The organism is Rudanella paleaurantiibacter (genome assembly GCF_009184635.1).
In the GTDB taxonomy this organism is placed as follows: domain Bacteria; phylum Bacteroidota; class Bacteroidia; order Cytophagales; family Spirosomataceae; genus Rudanella; species Rudanella paleaurantiibacter.
The window spans coordinates 159,733-175,729 of sequence record NZ_WELI01000007.1 but is presented as its reverse complement, the minus strand read 5'-3'; the positions used below and the strand labels follow the sequence as shown (position 1 = coordinate 175,729).

Below are 15,997 nucleotides of genomic sequence, written 5' to 3'. Positions count from 1 at the left end.
CAGCCGGGCTTCGTACAATTCAGGGGGCGTTTTTTACCGTTCACAACAAGACAGGTTTCGGGAGGCCGCTGACGGAGGCAATTTGGAGCATTGATTTTCCGTCAACAACCCCGGCCATGCGTTTTTTTCTCTCTTCGCTCTTTCTCCTGATTGCTCTTGGTGCCGCACAGGCGCAAACGTACACCCTTCAGGGCCTCATTGCCGATCCCGACCGAAAGCCGATTGAGGGCGCCGTGGTATCGGTTGTAAAAGCGGCCGACTCAGCCTTTGTAAAAGCGGCTCTGACCGATGCAGCCGGTCAATTTCTGGTGGCGGGCCTGCCAGCCGGAACGTTCCGGGTGTCGGTGAGTTATCTGGGGTATCAGCCCTACCTCAGCGCCCCATTCGGGCTTGAGGCCGGACCCTCTACGCACACTCTCCCCGATATTGGGCTCGTACCGGCCGAAAAAACACTTGGCGAAGTGCAGGTGACCGCCCGAAAGGCCTTTGTGGAGCAGCGCATCGACCGGGTTACGGTTAATCCGGACGCCCTCATCAGCAACGCGGGTACTACATCGCTCGATGTACTCGAAAAATCGCCCGGCGTTCAGGTCGATGCCAACGGCAACATCAGTCTGCGGGGCCGGAGCGGAGTCGTTGTGTTTGTCGACGATAAACCCACCTACCTATCGGCCACCGATCTGGCCAACTACCTGCGATCATTACCAGCGGGCTCGGTCGAAGCCATCGATATTATGACCAACCCACCCGCCCGGTACGATGCGGCCGGTAATGCCGGGGTAATTAACATTCGGCTCAAAAAAACAAAGGCCCGCGGATTCAACGGAGGGGTTAACCTGAGCTATGGGCAGGGGCGTTACCACCGGAGCAACAACAGTGCGAACGTCAATTACCGAACGGGCAACCTTAATTTCTTCGGAAACGCGAGCCTCAACACGGTAAATACGTACCAGGACCTGACTATCTGGCGGGAGTATTTCTTGCCCAATGGCCCTCTGGAATCGCGATTCACCCAAAACTCGTACATCCGTCGTCGGCTCAACGGGGCCACGCTCAAGGGAGGTTTCGACTGGCTCATCACCCCAAAATCAACGTTCGGGGTGGTACTGAGTGGGTTCCGTAACCCCACCCTGGCCACCATTACCAACAGCGCCCGCGTGAGCGATGCAGCCGATCAGCCAACCGCGCGCGTTGAGGCTCTCAGCCAAGCCGATAAAGTACTCCGAAACGGCAGCGTGAACCTCAATTTCACCCACTCATTCGACAGCACCGGCCGCGAACTCACTACCAATGTCGATTATCTGACGTACCGTTCTGACCTGAATCAATCACTCGCCAATCGGGTTCTGGCAACCGGGCAAACCGCCGAGAATACGGTTCTGGATTCGTCGTTACCTACTTCTATCGATATTCTGACGGCCAAACTCGACTATGTGCATCCGCTGGACAAGGGGAGCAAACTGGCGGGCGGAGCCAAGCTGAGCCACATTCAGACCGGCAATCGGGCAAACTTTTTCGATGTAATCGACGGACAACCCCGGCCCAACTATACCTTTTCGAACGCCTTCAACTATACCGAGCGTATTCAGGCCGGCTACCTCAATTACAACGTCGAGCGAGGGCGGTTGTCAGTGCAAACGGGGCTCCGGTTCGAACGTACGGCCGTTGAGGGCCATCAGTTGGGTAACCCGGAAGTAAAAGACTCGTCGTTTACGCGGCAGTACAACAATCTTTTCCCGACAGTTTACGCCACGTACCGGCTCGACTCGGCGGGCAAGCATCAGCTTGGGCTTTCGTTCAGCCGCCGAATCGACCGGCCCGATTATCAGGCCATGAACCCCTTCACCTATCCCATCGACCGGTTTACGCTCTACGGCGGCAACCCGTTTTTGCGGCCTACGTTTTCTAATAATCTAGAGGTATCGCACACCTGGAACAGCGCTATCACAACAACCCTGCGCTACAGCCGGGTGAAAGACGTCATCACCGAAACGATAGAGCAGCGTAACGCCGTGTTTTACAGTCGCCCCGGCAACATTGGCCAACAGGTCAGCTACGGGGTAGCGGTCAACGGTTCGTACCAGCCCGCCAAATGGTGGACCATTCAGTTTTACACCGAGGTGATGCACAACCAGTTCAGAACCCAACTGGGCACCCAAATGCTCGATAATACGGGCACCTATTGGCACGTGGCTCCTACCAATCAGTTTAGGCTGAGTGCCGCCTGGAATGCCGAGCTGGGCGGAAGCTACCAGACCCGCGCTTATTTCGGGCAGTTTGTGGTGATTCCGGTGGGTCAGGTTCGGGTAGCGGTTTCGAAAAAGGTGCTGAAAAACAAAGGAACGGCCAAGCTGGCCTTGAGCGATGTTCTGTACACAAATCAGGTTGGAGGCACCATCAAAGGGCTGACCAATTCGACCGCCCGCTGGTACAGTTATTTAGACAGCCGCGTGGCAACCGTTTCGTTCTCGTACCGGTTTAGCAACGGCCAAACGCTCAAACAGCGGCAAACCGGCGGATCCGACACCGAACAGCAACGGGTAAAGAGCTAATTTCGGGCGTAGGGCACCACACCTACTCCCACTCCCAGGCATCGTCGTTGACCAGCTCGGCCACTACAGCCGTCCAGCCAGTTTGGTGACTGGCCCCGATACCGGCCGCTGTGTCGCCATGAAAATACTCGAAAAACAGCAGCAGATCGGCGTTTTCGGGGCGGCTGTAAAATGGGTTATACGGCCCGTGTACCGGCCGGTTGCCCATCTCGTCGCGCTCAAAAATAGACACCATCCGCCGGGCCAGTCGGTCCGACACCTCACGCAGGGTGAGCCGGTTGCCTGAGCCCGTTGGGAACTCGACTGTCAGCGTATCGCCAAAGAACTGATGGTACTTCTTGAGCGCCTTAATAAGCAGATAATTGATCGGCATCCAGACCGGCCCGCGCCAGTTGGAGTTACCGCCAAACATCCCCGTGTCGGAGTCGCCGGGTACGTACCGAATGCTATGAAGCTCACCGTCGATCTGCACACTATACGGGTGCCGTTCGTGGTACTTCGACAGGGCCCGGACGCCCCCCGGCGACAAAAATTCCGACTCATCGAGCATCACCTCCAGTAGTTTCACCAGTCGCTCTTCCGAGATCATCGACAGCAGAATGTCGCCCTCGGCATTGACCCGCTGTTCGGGCAGGGGTCGGCCGAGTTCGCGGTGGTATTTCTGGAAAAACCGCATCCGCTTCAGAAAATCGGCCAACGGCTGACTCTTTTCGTGCTTGATTACCGACACCGCAAACAAGACCGTAAGCCCCACCACCGAGCGCACCCGTAGCTTGGTCGAAGGGCCCGTATTGGGGTGGAGCAGGTCGTAAAAGAAGTGTTCCTCATCGTCCCACAGCTCCCCATTCAGCGACTCGGCAATAAGCACGTATTGTTCGTAGAACTTGGTGGCTACGTCTTCAAACGTCGGGTCGAATCGGGTAATCTCGAGCGCCATGTCCATCATATTGAGGGCATACATCCCCATCCAGGCGGTAGCATCGGCCTGCTCAAGCAGCGTACCCGGCGGCAGGTGGCTCCGGTTGATGACCCCGATATTGTCGAGACCCAGAAACCCCCCGCTGAACACGTTGTTTTCTTCTTCGTCCTGCCGATTGGCCCACCATGTAAAGTTGATCAGCAGCTTCTGAAACACCCGTTTCAGAAACGACACGTCGGCATTGCCATGCAGCGCCCGCTCAATCCGGTACACCGACAGGGCCGCCCAGGCGTGCACGGGTGGGTTTACATCCGAAAAATTCCACTCGTAGGCGGGTATCTGCCCCTGCGGGCTCATGTACCACTCGCGCATGAGCAAAATGAGCTGATGCTTGGCAAAACTCGGATCGACCATCGCCATCGGGATACAATGAAACGCCAGATCCCAGGCCGCGTACCACGGGTACTCCCACTTGTCGGGCATCGAAAGAACATCTTCGTTGTTGAGGTGTTCCCAACGGTTGTTTCGGCCCAGCACCCGCTCGGGCGGAGGGGGCAGATGGCCGGGGTCGCCGTGGAGCCAACGCGGAATATCGTAGTGGTAATACTGCTTCGACCAGAGCAAACCAGCCAATGCCTGCCGCTGAATCAGCTTCTGCTCGGCCGTGGTCTGCGCCGGAGCCAGCCGGTTGTGAAATTGGTCGGCCTCGGCGATTCGATGGGCAAACACCTCGCCAAATTCCTCATCAAACGGCCGGGTATTTGCCTCTTTCGATAGCCGCAAACAGACCGTTTTCGACGCACCCGCCGGAATACGAAGCCGGTACACGGGGGCAAATTTGGTACCCGTCGGGTTTTCGCGGAGCAACGTGCACAGGTAGTCGTTCTGAGCGGCAATGGCCCCGTGAAACGCGTCTTTCACAAACGGGTTCTCATTGGGCATGTTGAACAACCGGCTCGTGTTGGTTTCGTTTTCAGTCATCAACGCCGTGTCGGTGGGCTGATAGTAGAAGTAGTAATCGCCCAGCCGGGGGTGTTTCAGATGGGCCACTCCGCCCATGGGCATATCGGGCCGTCGGTTGATCAGCGGTTTTTCGTAATTCGGTTCGAAAGCCCAGCGGTTGCGGCACCAGAGCGTCGGGAGTAGGGTCAGATCGGCCGGTTGCGGCCCCCGATTGGTGACCGTGATACGAATACACACATCGTCGGGGTTGTTTTTAGCGTATTCAACGACCACATCGAAGTAACGCCCCCCGTCGAAAATCCCCGTATCAAGCAGTTCAAACTCAGTGTCGTTTCGCGAACGCCGGGCATTTTCGGTCAGCAATTGTTCGTACGGAAACGGGCCTTGTGGGTACTTATAAAGGCCCTTCATGTACGAGTGCGTGGGCGTGTTGTCGAGGTAGTAATACAGCTCCTTTACGTCTTCGCCGTGGTTACCCTCGCCATTGGTCAAGCCAAACAGGCGTTCTTTCAGAATCCGGTCGGTATGGTTCCAGAGGGCGAGCCCAAAGCACACGTGTTGCCGCCGGTCCGAGATTCCCAGCAGCCCATCCTCGCCCCAGCGGTACACCCGCGAGCGGGCGTGGTCGTGGGGAAAGTAGTTCCAGGCATCGCCATTGGCCGAGTAGTCTTCGCGGACGGTGCCCCACTGCCGATCAGCGAGGTACGGCCCCCATTTTTCGAGGGGCACCGGCTTTTGATCGTTGGCCAATACCCGCAGGCGTTCGGAATCGGGTTGGGAAGAAGAGGTAGGCATGGAGTAGTTTGAAAAGAGTAAAATCAGACCTTCAACCTTCCCCATCAACCACCCGTGGCAAAGCCCTCAAACACGGTCATGCCACCGTCAATGAAGATACTGGCCCCGGTGATATAATCCGAATCATCAGAAGCCAGAAAAACGGCCAGTTTGCCCACATCGCCGGGTTGGCCAATGCGGTTGTAGGGGATGAGTGTCATCAGGCTATTTAGCGCCTGCGGAGTGCTCCAGGCCGCCGTGTTGATGGGTGTCTGAATAGCACCGGGGCAAATGCTGTTGACCCGAATCTGCCGGTCGCCGTACTCCTGCGCCAGCGATTGCATGAGCATTTTGATGGCCCCTTTCGACGAGGCATAGTTCACGTGGCCCGCCCACGGAATCAGTTCATGGACCGAACTCATGCAGATAATTTTACCCGTAGCCCGCGACACCTCGGGGCGTGGCCCCCGGCGCAAAAACTCGCGGATAGCCTCACGGGCGCACAAAAACTGCCCCGTCAGGTTCACGTCGATCACGGTTTGCCATTGTTGCAGGGTCATGTCATGAAACGGAGCGTCGCGCTGAAGCCCGGCATTATTCACCAGAATATCAATTGTCCCGAATTGCTCGACGGCCTGCCGGAACATGGCCTGCACCTGATGTTCCTGCGACACATCGGCCCGGATGGCTACGGCCTCTACACCCTGCTGCCTGATTTCGGCGGCAATGGCCTCGGCCTCATCGGCATTGCTGACGTAGTTGACTACCACATTGGCCCCCGCCTGTCCAAGTGCCCGGGCCACCCCCGCTCCAATCCCAGAGCTTGCTCCGGTAACAAGGGCCGTCTGCCCACTTAATTTTTGTTCTGCCATGCCAATCGGTTGAGTAGGTATTAGGCTAAATGAGAGGCCTACTAACGAGGAAACCAGAAACCCGTGCCCGTGTTTTTGCCATCCTACCGTGCGCGCTATATCTTGCAGAATGAAGAATTCTACCCAACCGTCTCGCTCGTCACTATTCTTTCTGTACATCCTGTTCTTTTTATCTGGTTTTGCAGCCCTGCTCTACCAGGTTATCTGGCAACGGTTAATCGTTTTTTACACCGGCTCCGACACGGTCAGTATCAGCCTGATTGTCTCGGCGTTCATGACGGGGCTGGGGCTGGGTTATCTGGTGGGTGGTCGCCTGTCTGATCGGGCCTCAGCCGCCCGCAACCTCCGGTACTTTCTCCTGGCCGAAGCCGGTATTATGGGCTTTGCCGCTCTGAGCAAATGGGTGCTGTACGATGTGTTGTACGTCAACAACCCGGTCGATAGCAGCAGCCCGGTGGTAATGTACGTGGTGGTATTTCTGGTACTGCTGCTCCCCACATTTCTGATGGGCTTCTCACTACCTGCCCTCTCGCGGGCATTTCGGTTCAGCGACGGCCCCGCGCAGGCGCGTTACATCAGCCTGCTCTACTTCGTGAATACCCTCGGTGCGGCCGTGGGCGCGTTTATCACGGGTTTTGTGCTGGTTCGGCAGATGGGGTACGAGTCGGCGATTTGGGTGGGTGTTTTGTTTAACGGTCTGTGCGTGGTGGGTGCTTGGGGCATGGGACGCGGAACCTGGAGCAACTCGCCCGAAACCACCAACACCGAACCCGACACAGCCACCGAACCAATGCGCTTTACGCCCGCACTCACGGTCTGGTCGGTACAATACCTGTTGTCGGGACTGGCCGCCCTGTCGCTGGAGCTGATCTGGTTCCGGGTTCTCGAAACTCTTATCAAATCGGTATCGCTCACCTTCTCGGTCTTGCTGGCGGTGTATCTTGGCTCGATGGCCCTGGGCACGCTGGTGGGCGTGGGGCTGGGCCGCAACGCCCGTTTCAAAGCCCCGGCCGCGCGCGAGCGGCTATTTTTGTGGGCGCAAACCGTTCTATACGTGTACACAGCGGCTTCCGTTGGGGTATTTGTCAACGCCATTGGCCGGGTGCCCTCGCTCGATTTTCTGTGGCAGTATTTCAAAAGTGGCGAGCCTGTTTTGTCGCCGGGTTTTGCCTTTTTCACCTACGGGCTCATGCCGCTGTTTCTGCTGTTTGTGCCTACGTTTCTGATGGGTCTGAGCTTTGCCGTGTCGCAGTCGCTCATTCAGGATCGGTTCGAAGAGGTAGGCCGTAAGGTTGGCTGGCTTCAGTTTGTTAATATCGTCGGGTCGGCCATTGGAGCCTGGTGGGTTACCTGGATCGGATTTCCGGTGCTGGGCACGGCGGCCCTGCTCAAACTGATTGCGGGGCTGGGCGTGGTGTACGGCTTTGTTTTGTTTGCCCGAAAACACCTCAACACACTGGCCGTTTCGGTGCTGACAGTAGCGCAGGTACTCGCCCTGTTGCTCATTCCCGACAATACCCGGTTCTGGCAACGGCTCAACGGCGTTGATGTCCCCGAAGACATCCTGTTCAACGAGAATGCATCGGGTGTGTCGGTTATTAAACTGCTGCCTAACCACCAATCGGGAGTTGTATTTGTGAATGGTCTGGGGCAAAGCGGCCTACCGTTTTCCATCGACCCGGTGCATACCTTGCTGGGAGCCCTGCCCGTTATGATTCACCCCAACCCCGAGCGGGTTGCCGTAATCGGGCTGGGGTCGGGCGGAACGGTACACGGCATGGCCGGCCGGGCCGAAACCCGCCGGATCGACTGCTTCGAGATTGTGAGCAATCAGGCTCAGATCGTGGCCGACTACGGTGCCGAAGCCAACGACAGCACCGTCAACAATCTTCTCATCGACAAACGGTTACAGCTCATCTTCCGCGATGGCCGCTACGCCCTGCAACACAGCGATGAGCGGTACGATGTAATCGAGGCCGACGCACTCCGGCCATCGTCGGCGTTTTCGGGCAATGTGTACTCGCGCGAGTATTTTCAGTTGCTGCGGTCGCGGCTCCGGCCGGGCGGCTACGCGGTCACGTGGGCTCCTACAACCCGTATCCGCAACACATTTCAGTCGGTATTTCCGTACGTGGTGTACGTTGACCAACTGGTATTGATTGGTAGTAATCAGCCCATTACGGTCGACTGGGCCGCCATTCGGCAACGGATCGAAAGCCCTTACACCCAGGCTCATTACCGCTCGGCGGGGATTGATTTGTGGGGATTACTGGCCAAATACCAGTCGCACACCCATACTATACCGGGCAACGTGCCGGTTGGCCCCGAAATCAATACCGACCTGTTTCCTAAAGATGAGTATAGCATCCGGCAGCGAGACAAACTCTGAACTTTGATTCCTCGGATTGGATTGATTGACTAGGCTATTTGCTGACCATGAGCCTAGGCATAACCCATACAATCACCTAAATCGACGTTCAGAATTACCGTTCGGATAATGAAAAATACCTTTCTGCTGCCCCTACTGGCCGTTTCGCTGGTAACCTGTACCCCCAAGGCAAGCCTGCGTGCGCCGGGCAATGGGGCCAATGAGTTTTTCAAATACAAACCCGGCCAAACGGCCCGCATCTCGGTACACCGGGGCGGGGGCGATTTGAAGGGCTACCCCGAAAACTGCATCGAGTCGTTCGCGTATGTGGCCCGGCAAATCGGGACGCGCGAAGCCCCGGCTATTATCGAGTGCGACATCGACCTGACCCGCGACAGCGTGCTGGTGATGATGCACGACGCTACCCTCGACCGCACCACCACCGGCACCGGCAAGCTCATTGAGCAGACCTACGCGCAGATTCAGCAGTACCGGCTCGAAGACAATCTGGGCACGCCTACGCCGTACAAAATTCCGAAGCTGGAAGAGGTGCTACGTTGGGGCCGCAAGGCAGGCGTTTATTTCACGCTCGATGTAAAGCGTAATGTGAGCTTCGATAAAGTGGTAAACATGGTTCGGCAAACGGGTACGGGCCATATAGCAGCCATTATTACCTACAACGCGGCCGATGCCGCCCGGCTCCACAAAATGGCCCCTGAGCTGATGATTTCGGTGACCATTCGGAATCAGGCCGAGTACGACCGCCTGCGCGAACTGGGTATCCCCGACAACCGGATGGTAGCCTTTGTGGGCGTCCGCGAACCCGACAAAGCCCTGTACGAGTTTCTGCACGCCAAAGGCATTGCCTGTATTCTGGGTACACTGGGTAACCTCGATAAGCAGGCCGCAACCAAAGGCGACGGTCTCTACAAGGAGTGGGCTCAGAACGGTGCCGATATCATGAGCACCGACCGCCCATTGGAGGTATTCCGGGCGGTAGCGAGGTAATGCATCAGAGCTGTCATCTTGTTTGGAAAGATGACAGCTCTAAAAACTGACAAGCCTGCGTTTGATAAAAAGAGATGTCATCTTGTTTAGAAAGATGACATCTCTAAAAACCAACAAGCGCGTGTTTGATAAAAAAGAGATGACCGCCGGGCGGCCCCGATTTTTCTAAACAAGATGTCATCTCAGCGCTATTCCAGCCAATACCGTTCATCCAGGTACGCTTCGCTATACCCTTTATGAAATTTTTCAAAATCAACGGGGCCACCAAACCATTGTAGAACTTCAGCACGGGCCACTTTCGTCGGTTTGTTGCTCAGCATCGCCTTGTAGCTACTCCACGTCCAGGTTTGGTAATTCTTATTCAGATGCTTTGTTGGATTGCAATGAATATAGGCAATGAGAGCCGTAAAATAGCTATCAGTATCAACGTGTATCCGTCGAAATGGGCGTTGGAACAGGTTACCCTTCCGATCATAAAACCGGTTGAATGAGGCCGAGTAACTGATAAAAAACTTACGAAAAAGCTGACTGACTGCTTCATTAACACCCAAACCCTTATCAGCCAATTTACTGGTAAGCTCCTCCTTAGCCTTAAGCTTAATCATAAAATGGACATGATTATCCATTAAACAATAGGCATAAACAGTCGCAATTTGGCCTATGTAACGTTCCAACTTCAGAAGAAAAAACGTTCGGTTTTCATCGGTTAAAAACAAAGTCTCACCATTGTTAGACCGGGCATAGACATGATAAAAAGCATCCGGCTCAAAAGGGGATGAATACTTGTCATTCATTAGCTTACAGGGGTTTAAACCTGTAATACTACAATATTTTAATCAGGAACGAGTCCAACCAGTACGCCCGACTGACCATGTCTGCCAGAGCCCCCATCTTGTTTAAACGATGACAGCTCTTTGCTGACTTGACTATTCGGAAAGATGTCATCTTTCCAAACAAGATGACATCTTTTAGCTGACTTGACTACTCCCAAAGCGGCCATCCTTCCATACAAGATAACATCGTTTACGGTGTCACAATCTGAATGGGTGCAACATATTCGGGGTCGTTGTCGGGCGAGGCTTTTTTGGCCGTGCGCCGGGATGACTTCTTCAGGCTTACTTCGTACAAATCGGGCCGACGGTCTTTGAGGTTCTGTACCGAGCCGTATTCGTGCAACTCTTTCAGCAACGACAGGTCAACGTCGGCGAAGAGTACCATCTCGGTGTTGGTAGTCGCTTCGGCTTTGACCGCATTGTTCGGAAACTGGAAGTCTGAGGGCGTAAATACCGCCGACTGTGCGTAGTGAATATCGGTGTTGGGTACGTTGGGCAGGTTACCCACACAACCCGAAATAGCCACGTAACACTCGTTTTCGATGGCCCGCGCCTGAGCGCAGTTTCGCACCCGGTAGTAGCCGTTCTGCGTATCGGTCAGGAAGGGTACAAACATGATCTGGGCACCCTGAGCCGCCAGAATCCGCCCCAGTTCAGGGAACTCGACATCGTAGCAGATCATCATCCCGATTTTACCACAATCGGTATCGAACACCCGCACCTCGTTGCCACCTACCATACCGTAGTACTTCACCTCGTTGGGGGTGATATGAATTTTTCGGTACTCCTCGCAGGTGCCGTCGCGTCGACAAAGGTAGGCCACGTTGTAGAGCTTACCATCGTCCATGAGCGGCATAGACCCCCCAATGATATTGACGTTGTACGAAATGGCAAACTTCACCAGCCGTTCGCGAACCTCCTCGGTGTACTCGGCCAGTTTCCGAATGGCTTTGGGCTCGGGCATATCCCGAAACTCAGCCATCAGGGGGGTGTTGAAAAACTCAGGCAACACCAGAAAGTCAGCTTTATAATCGCTTACTACATCTACGAAAAACTCAACCTGATCGAAAAATGCTTCGAGTGTCGGGAAATGGCGCATCTGCCACTGCACCACCCCCAGCCGGATAATGGCGTCGGAATGTGAGCGTTTTTTCTTTTCATCCACGTAGTAAATGTTGTTCCACTCCAGCAGGGTCGCGTACTCTTTCGACTCGGTATCGCCGGGCAGGTAACCCCGCAGGACTTTCTTCACGTGAAAGTCGTTGGAAAGTTGAAAGCTAAGCGTAGGGTCGTAGATTTCCTTTTGCCGGACCTTGGCAATGTAGTCGCGGGGCGACAGTTTATCGGCGTAGCTGGCGTAATTCGGAATCCGGCCACCCGCCATAATCCCCTTCAGGTTCAGTTGCTCGCACAGTTCCTTGCGGGCGTCGTACAAACGTCGGCCGAGCCGCAAATCGCGGTAATCGGGATGCACAAATACCTCGATACCGTAGAGCCAGTCGCCCTTGGGGTTATTGGTGCTGAAGGTGTAGCCACCGGTAATTTCCTTGTAGGTATGGTCATCGCCAAAATCGGCGTACTTCACCCGAATAGCGAGCGCGCAGGCAACTACTTTATCATCGACCTCCACACACAGTTGCCCTTCCGGAAACACCCGCAGCAGCTTGTCGATGAGGTTTTTCTCCCAATAATCGCCCCCGATGCCACTGTATGACTCAATCATGGCCTCTTTCAGGTCGGCGTAATCTTCTCTCCGTAAGTTTCGGGTATCAATGCGCATACGTGTCGGTCGTTTGTCAATTCCTGTTGGCTCGCCAGAGCTACATGCCTCTACTAACCACCGTAGCCTTGCCGGTGGTTCCGAACGAACTACGGTTTTAACCCGGTTTACACCCCACTTTGGGCGGTCTACTCCTTTGTTCTTTCCATTCACTCCCAGCAGCCCGGCCAACGGTTCATCCACACCGGTTATACCCGTGATTGTTTCCTGATTCACCACATGTTTCAACACGTTGTTAACCATGAAAAAAACCTTCACGTTTGTAATCGCCGTGGTCTTCACGGGCCTGTTGTTACCCCTGAGCAGCTGTGAGCGCGAAACAGCCGCCGACCTCCGCCCGTCGCGTCAGGGCGCGGCCCGCGTAGGTACCCAAAGCCTGGCCGAAATCGTTATCAACAGCCCGGTGCATACGCTGCTCGAAGCCGCTGTGATTCGGGCGGGGCTGGCAGGTACGCTAAGCAATCCCGGCGACTTCACGGTGTTTGCTCCTACCGACGATGCCTTCCGGGCAGCGGGTTTCCCCGACGAGGCCGCCATCAACAACGCACCCATTCCGACCCTGCGCCGAATTCTGGGCTACCACGTTATTCCCGGCAACCGGTTCTTCTCGGATATTTTCCCGGAGGTCGAAGTAGGCTTCAACACGCTCATTTCTCCTCAGTTTCACGTAACCCGTCGGGGTGCCGGCGTTACGGTCAACGGTATTCCTGTGACGCAGGCCGATGTGCTGGCTTCCAACGGGGTTATCCATATCCTCAACAGCGTGTTGCTGCCACCGGCCGGTAACATTGTCGAAGTGGCTGCGGGCAACCCCAACCTGACGTATCTGGTAGCCGCCGTACAACGGGCGACCCAGGGTTCGGTAGATGTGCAGCGCGTACTCGGCACCACCCCGCTGCTCACCGTGTTTGCACCCACCAACCAGGCGTTTATCGATGCGGGTTTCCCCACCATTGATGCCATCCGTGCCGCCGACCCAGCCGTGCTGACCCGTATTCTGACCTACCACGTATTGGGGCAGCAGGTGTACTCGCCCAACGTGCCCAACAACGCCGATGTGCCCACGCTCAACGGTGCCACGCTCCGCACCACCGTTTCGGGTAGCGGTGTTCAGGTAAGGGGCCGCGGCAACGCTATGGCATCCAACGTGGTGATTGCTAATGTACCCACGCTCAACGGCGTCGTGCACGTTATCGACCGCGTTCTTCTTCCCTAATTTCTATTCGCACCTTCAACGTGTCATACCACCCTCCGCCGTGGGGGTGGTATTGCCTTTTCAGGCCGCAGCAAACAAAGTAGCCTCCTGCCTGCTTTTTAGAGCATTCCCTATCCACCATGTTTGCGCATCGTTACCGGTACCTGTTTGTAGCCTTGCTGGCAGGCTATTCGTACCTGAATCTGCATTTTCTCGACACCCTGTCCCGTTACCAGATTACGGCCCCCAATTGGGTAGCGGCCGGGGTTGTACTGGCCATTGTCTGGCTGGTTTGGGAAGGCAACCATCTGCTGAGTTGGGCCATTCCGGCCGTGCAACGTCGGTGGCCGTGGCCCTGGCACCCGCTGCTGATTCATTTTGTGCTGAGTCTGCTGCTGGTGCTGGTCGTGATTACGCCTATCGTGTGGGTTGTGGGCGGAGCCTACGAGGGGTATAGCCTCGCCAACCTCGTCGTGGTGTTTAAGCTATGTCTGGTGTTTGGCTACCGGGTCAATCTGTTTATCAATATCCTGAACGCAGCCGAGTTTCTGTTTCGGCAGTACCGCCAATCACAGCTGGAGGCCGAGCAGTTGAAAAAGACCACCGTGCAGGCCGAACTACAGGCGTTGAAAGCGCAGGTAAACCCGCATTTTCTGTTCAATAACTTCAACGTACTGAGCCTGCTGGTCGACAAAGACCCTGCTTCGGCGAAGGAGTTTATCCAACAGCTATCCAACGTGTACCGCCACGTGCTCGATCAGAGCAACCGCGAGCTGGTATCGCTCAGCGAGGAGATGCAGTTTCTGGAATCGTACAGCTATCTGCTCAAAACCCGTTTCAACGGGGGGCTACGTATTCAGTTGAACGTACCGGACACGTACCGCAACTACTACATTGTGCCGGCAGCCCTGCAAATGGTGCTCGAAAACGCCATTAAACACAACGTCAGCTCCCACAACCGCCCGCTCACCATCAACGTCTCGGTCGAAGATTCGCCCGGCCTGGTTGTGACCAACAATGTACAGCCCAAAACCGAAGTGGAGGGCTCTACGCGCGTGGGGCTGAGAAACATTAGGCAACGGTATCGGTTTATTACGCAACGCGACGTGTCGGTTGTGCAACAGGGCGGTACGTTTCGGGTTACTCTTCCATTGATCCGCCTTTCCAAACCATGAACGTATTGCTGATTGAAGACGAAGATCTGGCGGCCGAACGGCTGGCCAAACTAATCCGGGAACACGACGATAGCCTGACCATTCTGGGCCCGCTTGATTCAGTCGACGACGCCGTCGACTGGTTTGCCACTCACCCCCAACCCGACTTGCTGCTGTTGGACATTCACCTCTCCGACGGCCTCAGCTTCGGCATCTTCAACCGCACCTCGGTTCACTGTCCGGTGATTTTTACCACCGCCTACGATCAGTATGCCCTGCGCGCCTTTTCGGTCAATAGCATCGACTACCTGCTCAAACCCGTTGACCCTACGCAGTTGGGCCGCGCACTGAACAAATGGCGTAGCCGGCTCATGCCCGTTCCGGTACTGGCCCCGAACCTGATTCATCAGCTAAGCCGCGATATTGCGCAACTGTCGCGCGCTTACAAAACCCGGTTTCTGGTCAAATTTGGCGACCATCTCCAGTTTCGGAACACCGACGACGTGGCCTACTTCTACGCCGATGGCAAGATTGTGTACCTCGTCTCGACCGATAACCGCCGGTACGTAATTGATTATACCCTCGAAGAACTCGAAATGCAGCTCGACCCCCGGCAGTTTTTTCGGGTCAACCGCAAGGTGGTGGCCCGTATCAACACCATTCGGGATATTCGGACCAACGTGGGTGGCCGCCTGCGCCTACATTTCCAGCCCGCCCCCGACGAAGAGGTCTTTGTGAGCCGCGAGCGGGTACCCGAGTTTAAAGCGTGGCTGGAGCAATAGCCCCGAGGGTGCCAGCAGCCGTATGTCAACTATCCACAGTCACCAATTCCATGCGCCATTCCGTACTTACCTTCCTCTTTATTTGTTTCATTACATCAACTGGTTACGCCCAAACAATAACCGACCCTACCACCACCGACGTACTGCTGCTCCGTAACGGTTGGGTATTGCGCGGGCAAATCCTGTCAGCCCTTTCAGATTCGAGCGTGACCCTAGAAACCCGCGACGGCAACCGGTTTGTGTTTCCGCAAACCAACGTCCTGAGTATCCGGCACGAAAAAGCCCCGGCTGCGCGCAGCCGGGGCTATGGTCTTTTTGTCGAACTGGGGCCGTTGGCGGCTCGCAACACAACAGCGCAGGCTGTTACAACGGCCGCTATCACATTTCACGTCATCAACGGGTTTCGGTTTAGCCGTTGGCTATACGCTGGCCTTGGTACCGGGGTCGACCTGTACGCAACCCAGACGTTTGTTCCCTTTTTTGCTTCTGTCCGGGGCGACCTGTCGGGGCCTTCGCAACGGCAGGGGCCGATTCCTTTCTACTTCGTCGATGGTGGCTACGGTTTCAACGCAACCGTAAACGACACCCCCGGCCTGAACTACATTGGCGGGGCATACACCTCGGCCGGGTTGGGCTTGCGGTTTCCATTTGTGCGCAACACCAGTTTTCTGCTCAGTGGCGGGTACTATCTTCAACGGTCCATCATTGAACAACCCGGCCGGAGTTCGCGCCAATCGTCCGATTTCAACCGGGTGGCTATCCGCGCCGGGTTCACGTTCTGACGGGGCTATTCCCGC

The 15,997-nt window shown here is 55.7% G+C and carries 11 protein-coding genes; 7 read left to right on the top strand and 4 right to left on the bottom strand.

Features of this window, described 5'->3' with window-relative positions:
* Window positions 1–116 precede the first annotated feature (116 nt).
* Window positions 117–2,552 (top strand): TonB-dependent receptor, encoded by a 2,436-nt coding sequence (locus F5984_RS18090; RefSeq protein ID WP_246169121.1) that lies wholly within the window; start codon window positions 117–119, stop codon window positions 2,550–2,552.
* Between the two features lie 22 nt (window positions 2,553–2,574).
* Here F5984_RS18090 and F5984_RS18085 read toward each other — a convergent pair whose 3' ends face one another.
* A complete protein-coding gene (locus tag F5984_RS18085; protein WP_246169119.1) occupies window positions 2,575–5,229 on the bottom strand; it encodes an MGH1-like glycoside hydrolase domain-containing protein in 2,655 nt (884 codons plus the stop codon).
* 44 nt (window positions 5,230–5,273) lie between these two features.
* On the bottom strand, window positions 5,274–6,080 hold the full coding sequence (locus tag F5984_RS18080) for an SDR family oxidoreductase (protein ID WP_152125627.1): 807 nt from the start codon (window positions 6,078–6,080) through the stop codon (window positions 5,274–5,276).
* Between the two features lie 109 nt (window positions 6,081–6,189).
* On the opposite strand from F5984_RS18080, the gene F5984_RS18075 reads away from it, so the two are divergent.
* Together F5984_RS18075 and F5984_RS18070 are read left to right on the top strand one after the other, a co-directional pair.
* Window positions 6,190–8,469, top strand: coding sequence for a spermine/spermidine synthase domain-containing protein (locus tag F5984_RS18075; protein WP_152125626.1), 2,280 nt, complete (start codon window positions 6,190–6,192; stop codon window positions 8,467–8,469).
* Between the two features lie 108 nt (window positions 8,470–8,577).
* Window positions 8,578–9,456: a glycerophosphodiester phosphodiesterase family protein gene (locus F5984_RS18070; protein ID WP_185155553.1), complete on the top strand. Its 879-nt coding sequence runs from the start codon at window positions 8,578–8,580 to the stop codon at window positions 9,454–9,456.
* 188 nt (window positions 9,457–9,644) lie between these two features.
* Here the strand turns inward: F5984_RS18070 and F5984_RS18065 are convergent, their stop codons facing one another.
* Window positions 9,645–10,250, bottom strand: a complete 606-nt coding sequence (locus F5984_RS18065) for a transposase (RefSeq protein WP_152125624.1) — start codon at window positions 10,248–10,250, stop codon at window positions 9,645–9,647.
* Window positions 10,251–10,479: 229 nt separating this feature from the next.
* Window positions 10,480–12,069, bottom strand: a complete 1,590-nt coding sequence (locus F5984_RS18060) for a bifunctional GNAT family N-acetyltransferase/carbon-nitrogen hydrolase family protein (RefSeq protein ID WP_152125623.1) — start codon at window positions 12,067–12,069, stop codon at window positions 10,480–10,482.
* Between the two features lie 241 nt (window positions 12,070–12,310).
* On the opposite strand from F5984_RS18060, the gene F5984_RS18055 reads away from it, so the two are divergent.
* From F5984_RS18055 to F5984_RS18040, 4 genes are all read left to right on the top strand, one after another.
* On the top strand, window positions 12,311–13,285 hold the full coding sequence (locus F5984_RS18055; RefSeq protein ID WP_152125622.1) for a fasciclin domain-containing protein: 975 nt from the start codon (window positions 12,311–12,313) through the stop codon (window positions 13,283–13,285).
* A gap of 119 nt (window positions 13,286–13,404) precedes the next feature.
* Window positions 13,405–14,439, top strand: coding sequence for a sensor histidine kinase (locus tag F5984_RS18050; protein ID WP_152125621.1), 1,035 nt, complete (start codon window positions 13,405–13,407; stop codon window positions 14,437–14,439).
* On the top strand, window positions 14,436–15,200 hold the full coding sequence (locus tag F5984_RS18045) for a LytR/AlgR family response regulator transcription factor (RefSeq protein WP_152125620.1): 765 nt from the start codon (window positions 14,436–14,438) through the stop codon (window positions 15,198–15,200). Before F5984_RS18050 ends, F5984_RS18045 begins: the two co-directional genes overlap by 4 nt.
* Before the next feature lie 50 nt (window positions 15,201–15,250).
* A complete protein-coding gene (locus F5984_RS18040) occupies window positions 15,251–15,982 on the top strand; it encodes a hypothetical protein (RefSeq protein ID WP_152125619.1) in 732 nt (243 codons plus the stop codon).
* Window positions 15,983–15,997: the final 15 nt, after the last annotated feature.

Excerpts from the sequence above, each read along its gene's own strand:
- F5984_RS18085 (WP_246169119.1), bottom strand. The coding sequence starts at position 5,229 with ATGCCTACCTCTTCTTCCCAACCCGATTCCGAACGCCTGCGGGTATTG.
- F5984_RS18045 (WP_152125620.1), top strand. The coding sequence starts at position 14,436 with ATGAACGTATTGCTGATTGAAGACGAAGATCTGGCGGCCGAACGGCTG.
- F5984_RS18040 (WP_152125619.1), top strand. The coding sequence starts at position 15,251 with ATGCGCCATTCCGTACTTACCTTCCTCTTTATTTGTTTCATTACATCA.
- F5984_RS18080 (WP_152125627.1), bottom strand. The coding sequence starts at position 6,080 with ATGGCAGAACAAAAATTAAGTGGGCAGACGGCCCTTGTTACCGGAGCA.
- F5984_RS18090 (WP_246169121.1), top strand. The coding sequence starts at position 117 with ATGCGTTTTTTTCTCTCTTCGCTCTTTCTCCTGATTGCTCTTGGTGCC.
- F5984_RS18050 (WP_152125621.1), top strand. The coding sequence starts at position 13,405 with ATGTTTGCGCATCGTTACCGGTACCTGTTTGTAGCCTTGCTGGCAGGC.
- F5984_RS18060 (WP_152125623.1), bottom strand. The coding sequence starts at position 12,069 with ATGCGCATTGATACCCGAAACTTACGGAGAGAAGATTACGCCGACCTG.
- F5984_RS18070 (WP_185155553.1), top strand. The coding sequence starts at position 8,578 with ATGAAAAATACCTTTCTGCTGCCCCTACTGGCCGTTTCGCTGGTAACC.
- F5984_RS18065 (WP_152125624.1), bottom strand. The coding sequence starts at position 10,250 with ATGAATGACAAGTATTCATCCCCTTTTGAGCCGGATGCTTTTTATCAT.
- F5984_RS18055 (WP_152125622.1), top strand. The coding sequence starts at position 12,311 with ATGAAAAAAACCTTCACGTTTGTAATCGCCGTGGTCTTCACGGGCCTG.
- F5984_RS18075 (WP_152125626.1), top strand. The coding sequence starts at position 6,190 with ATGAAGAATTCTACCCAACCGTCTCGCTCGTCACTATTCTTTCTGTAC.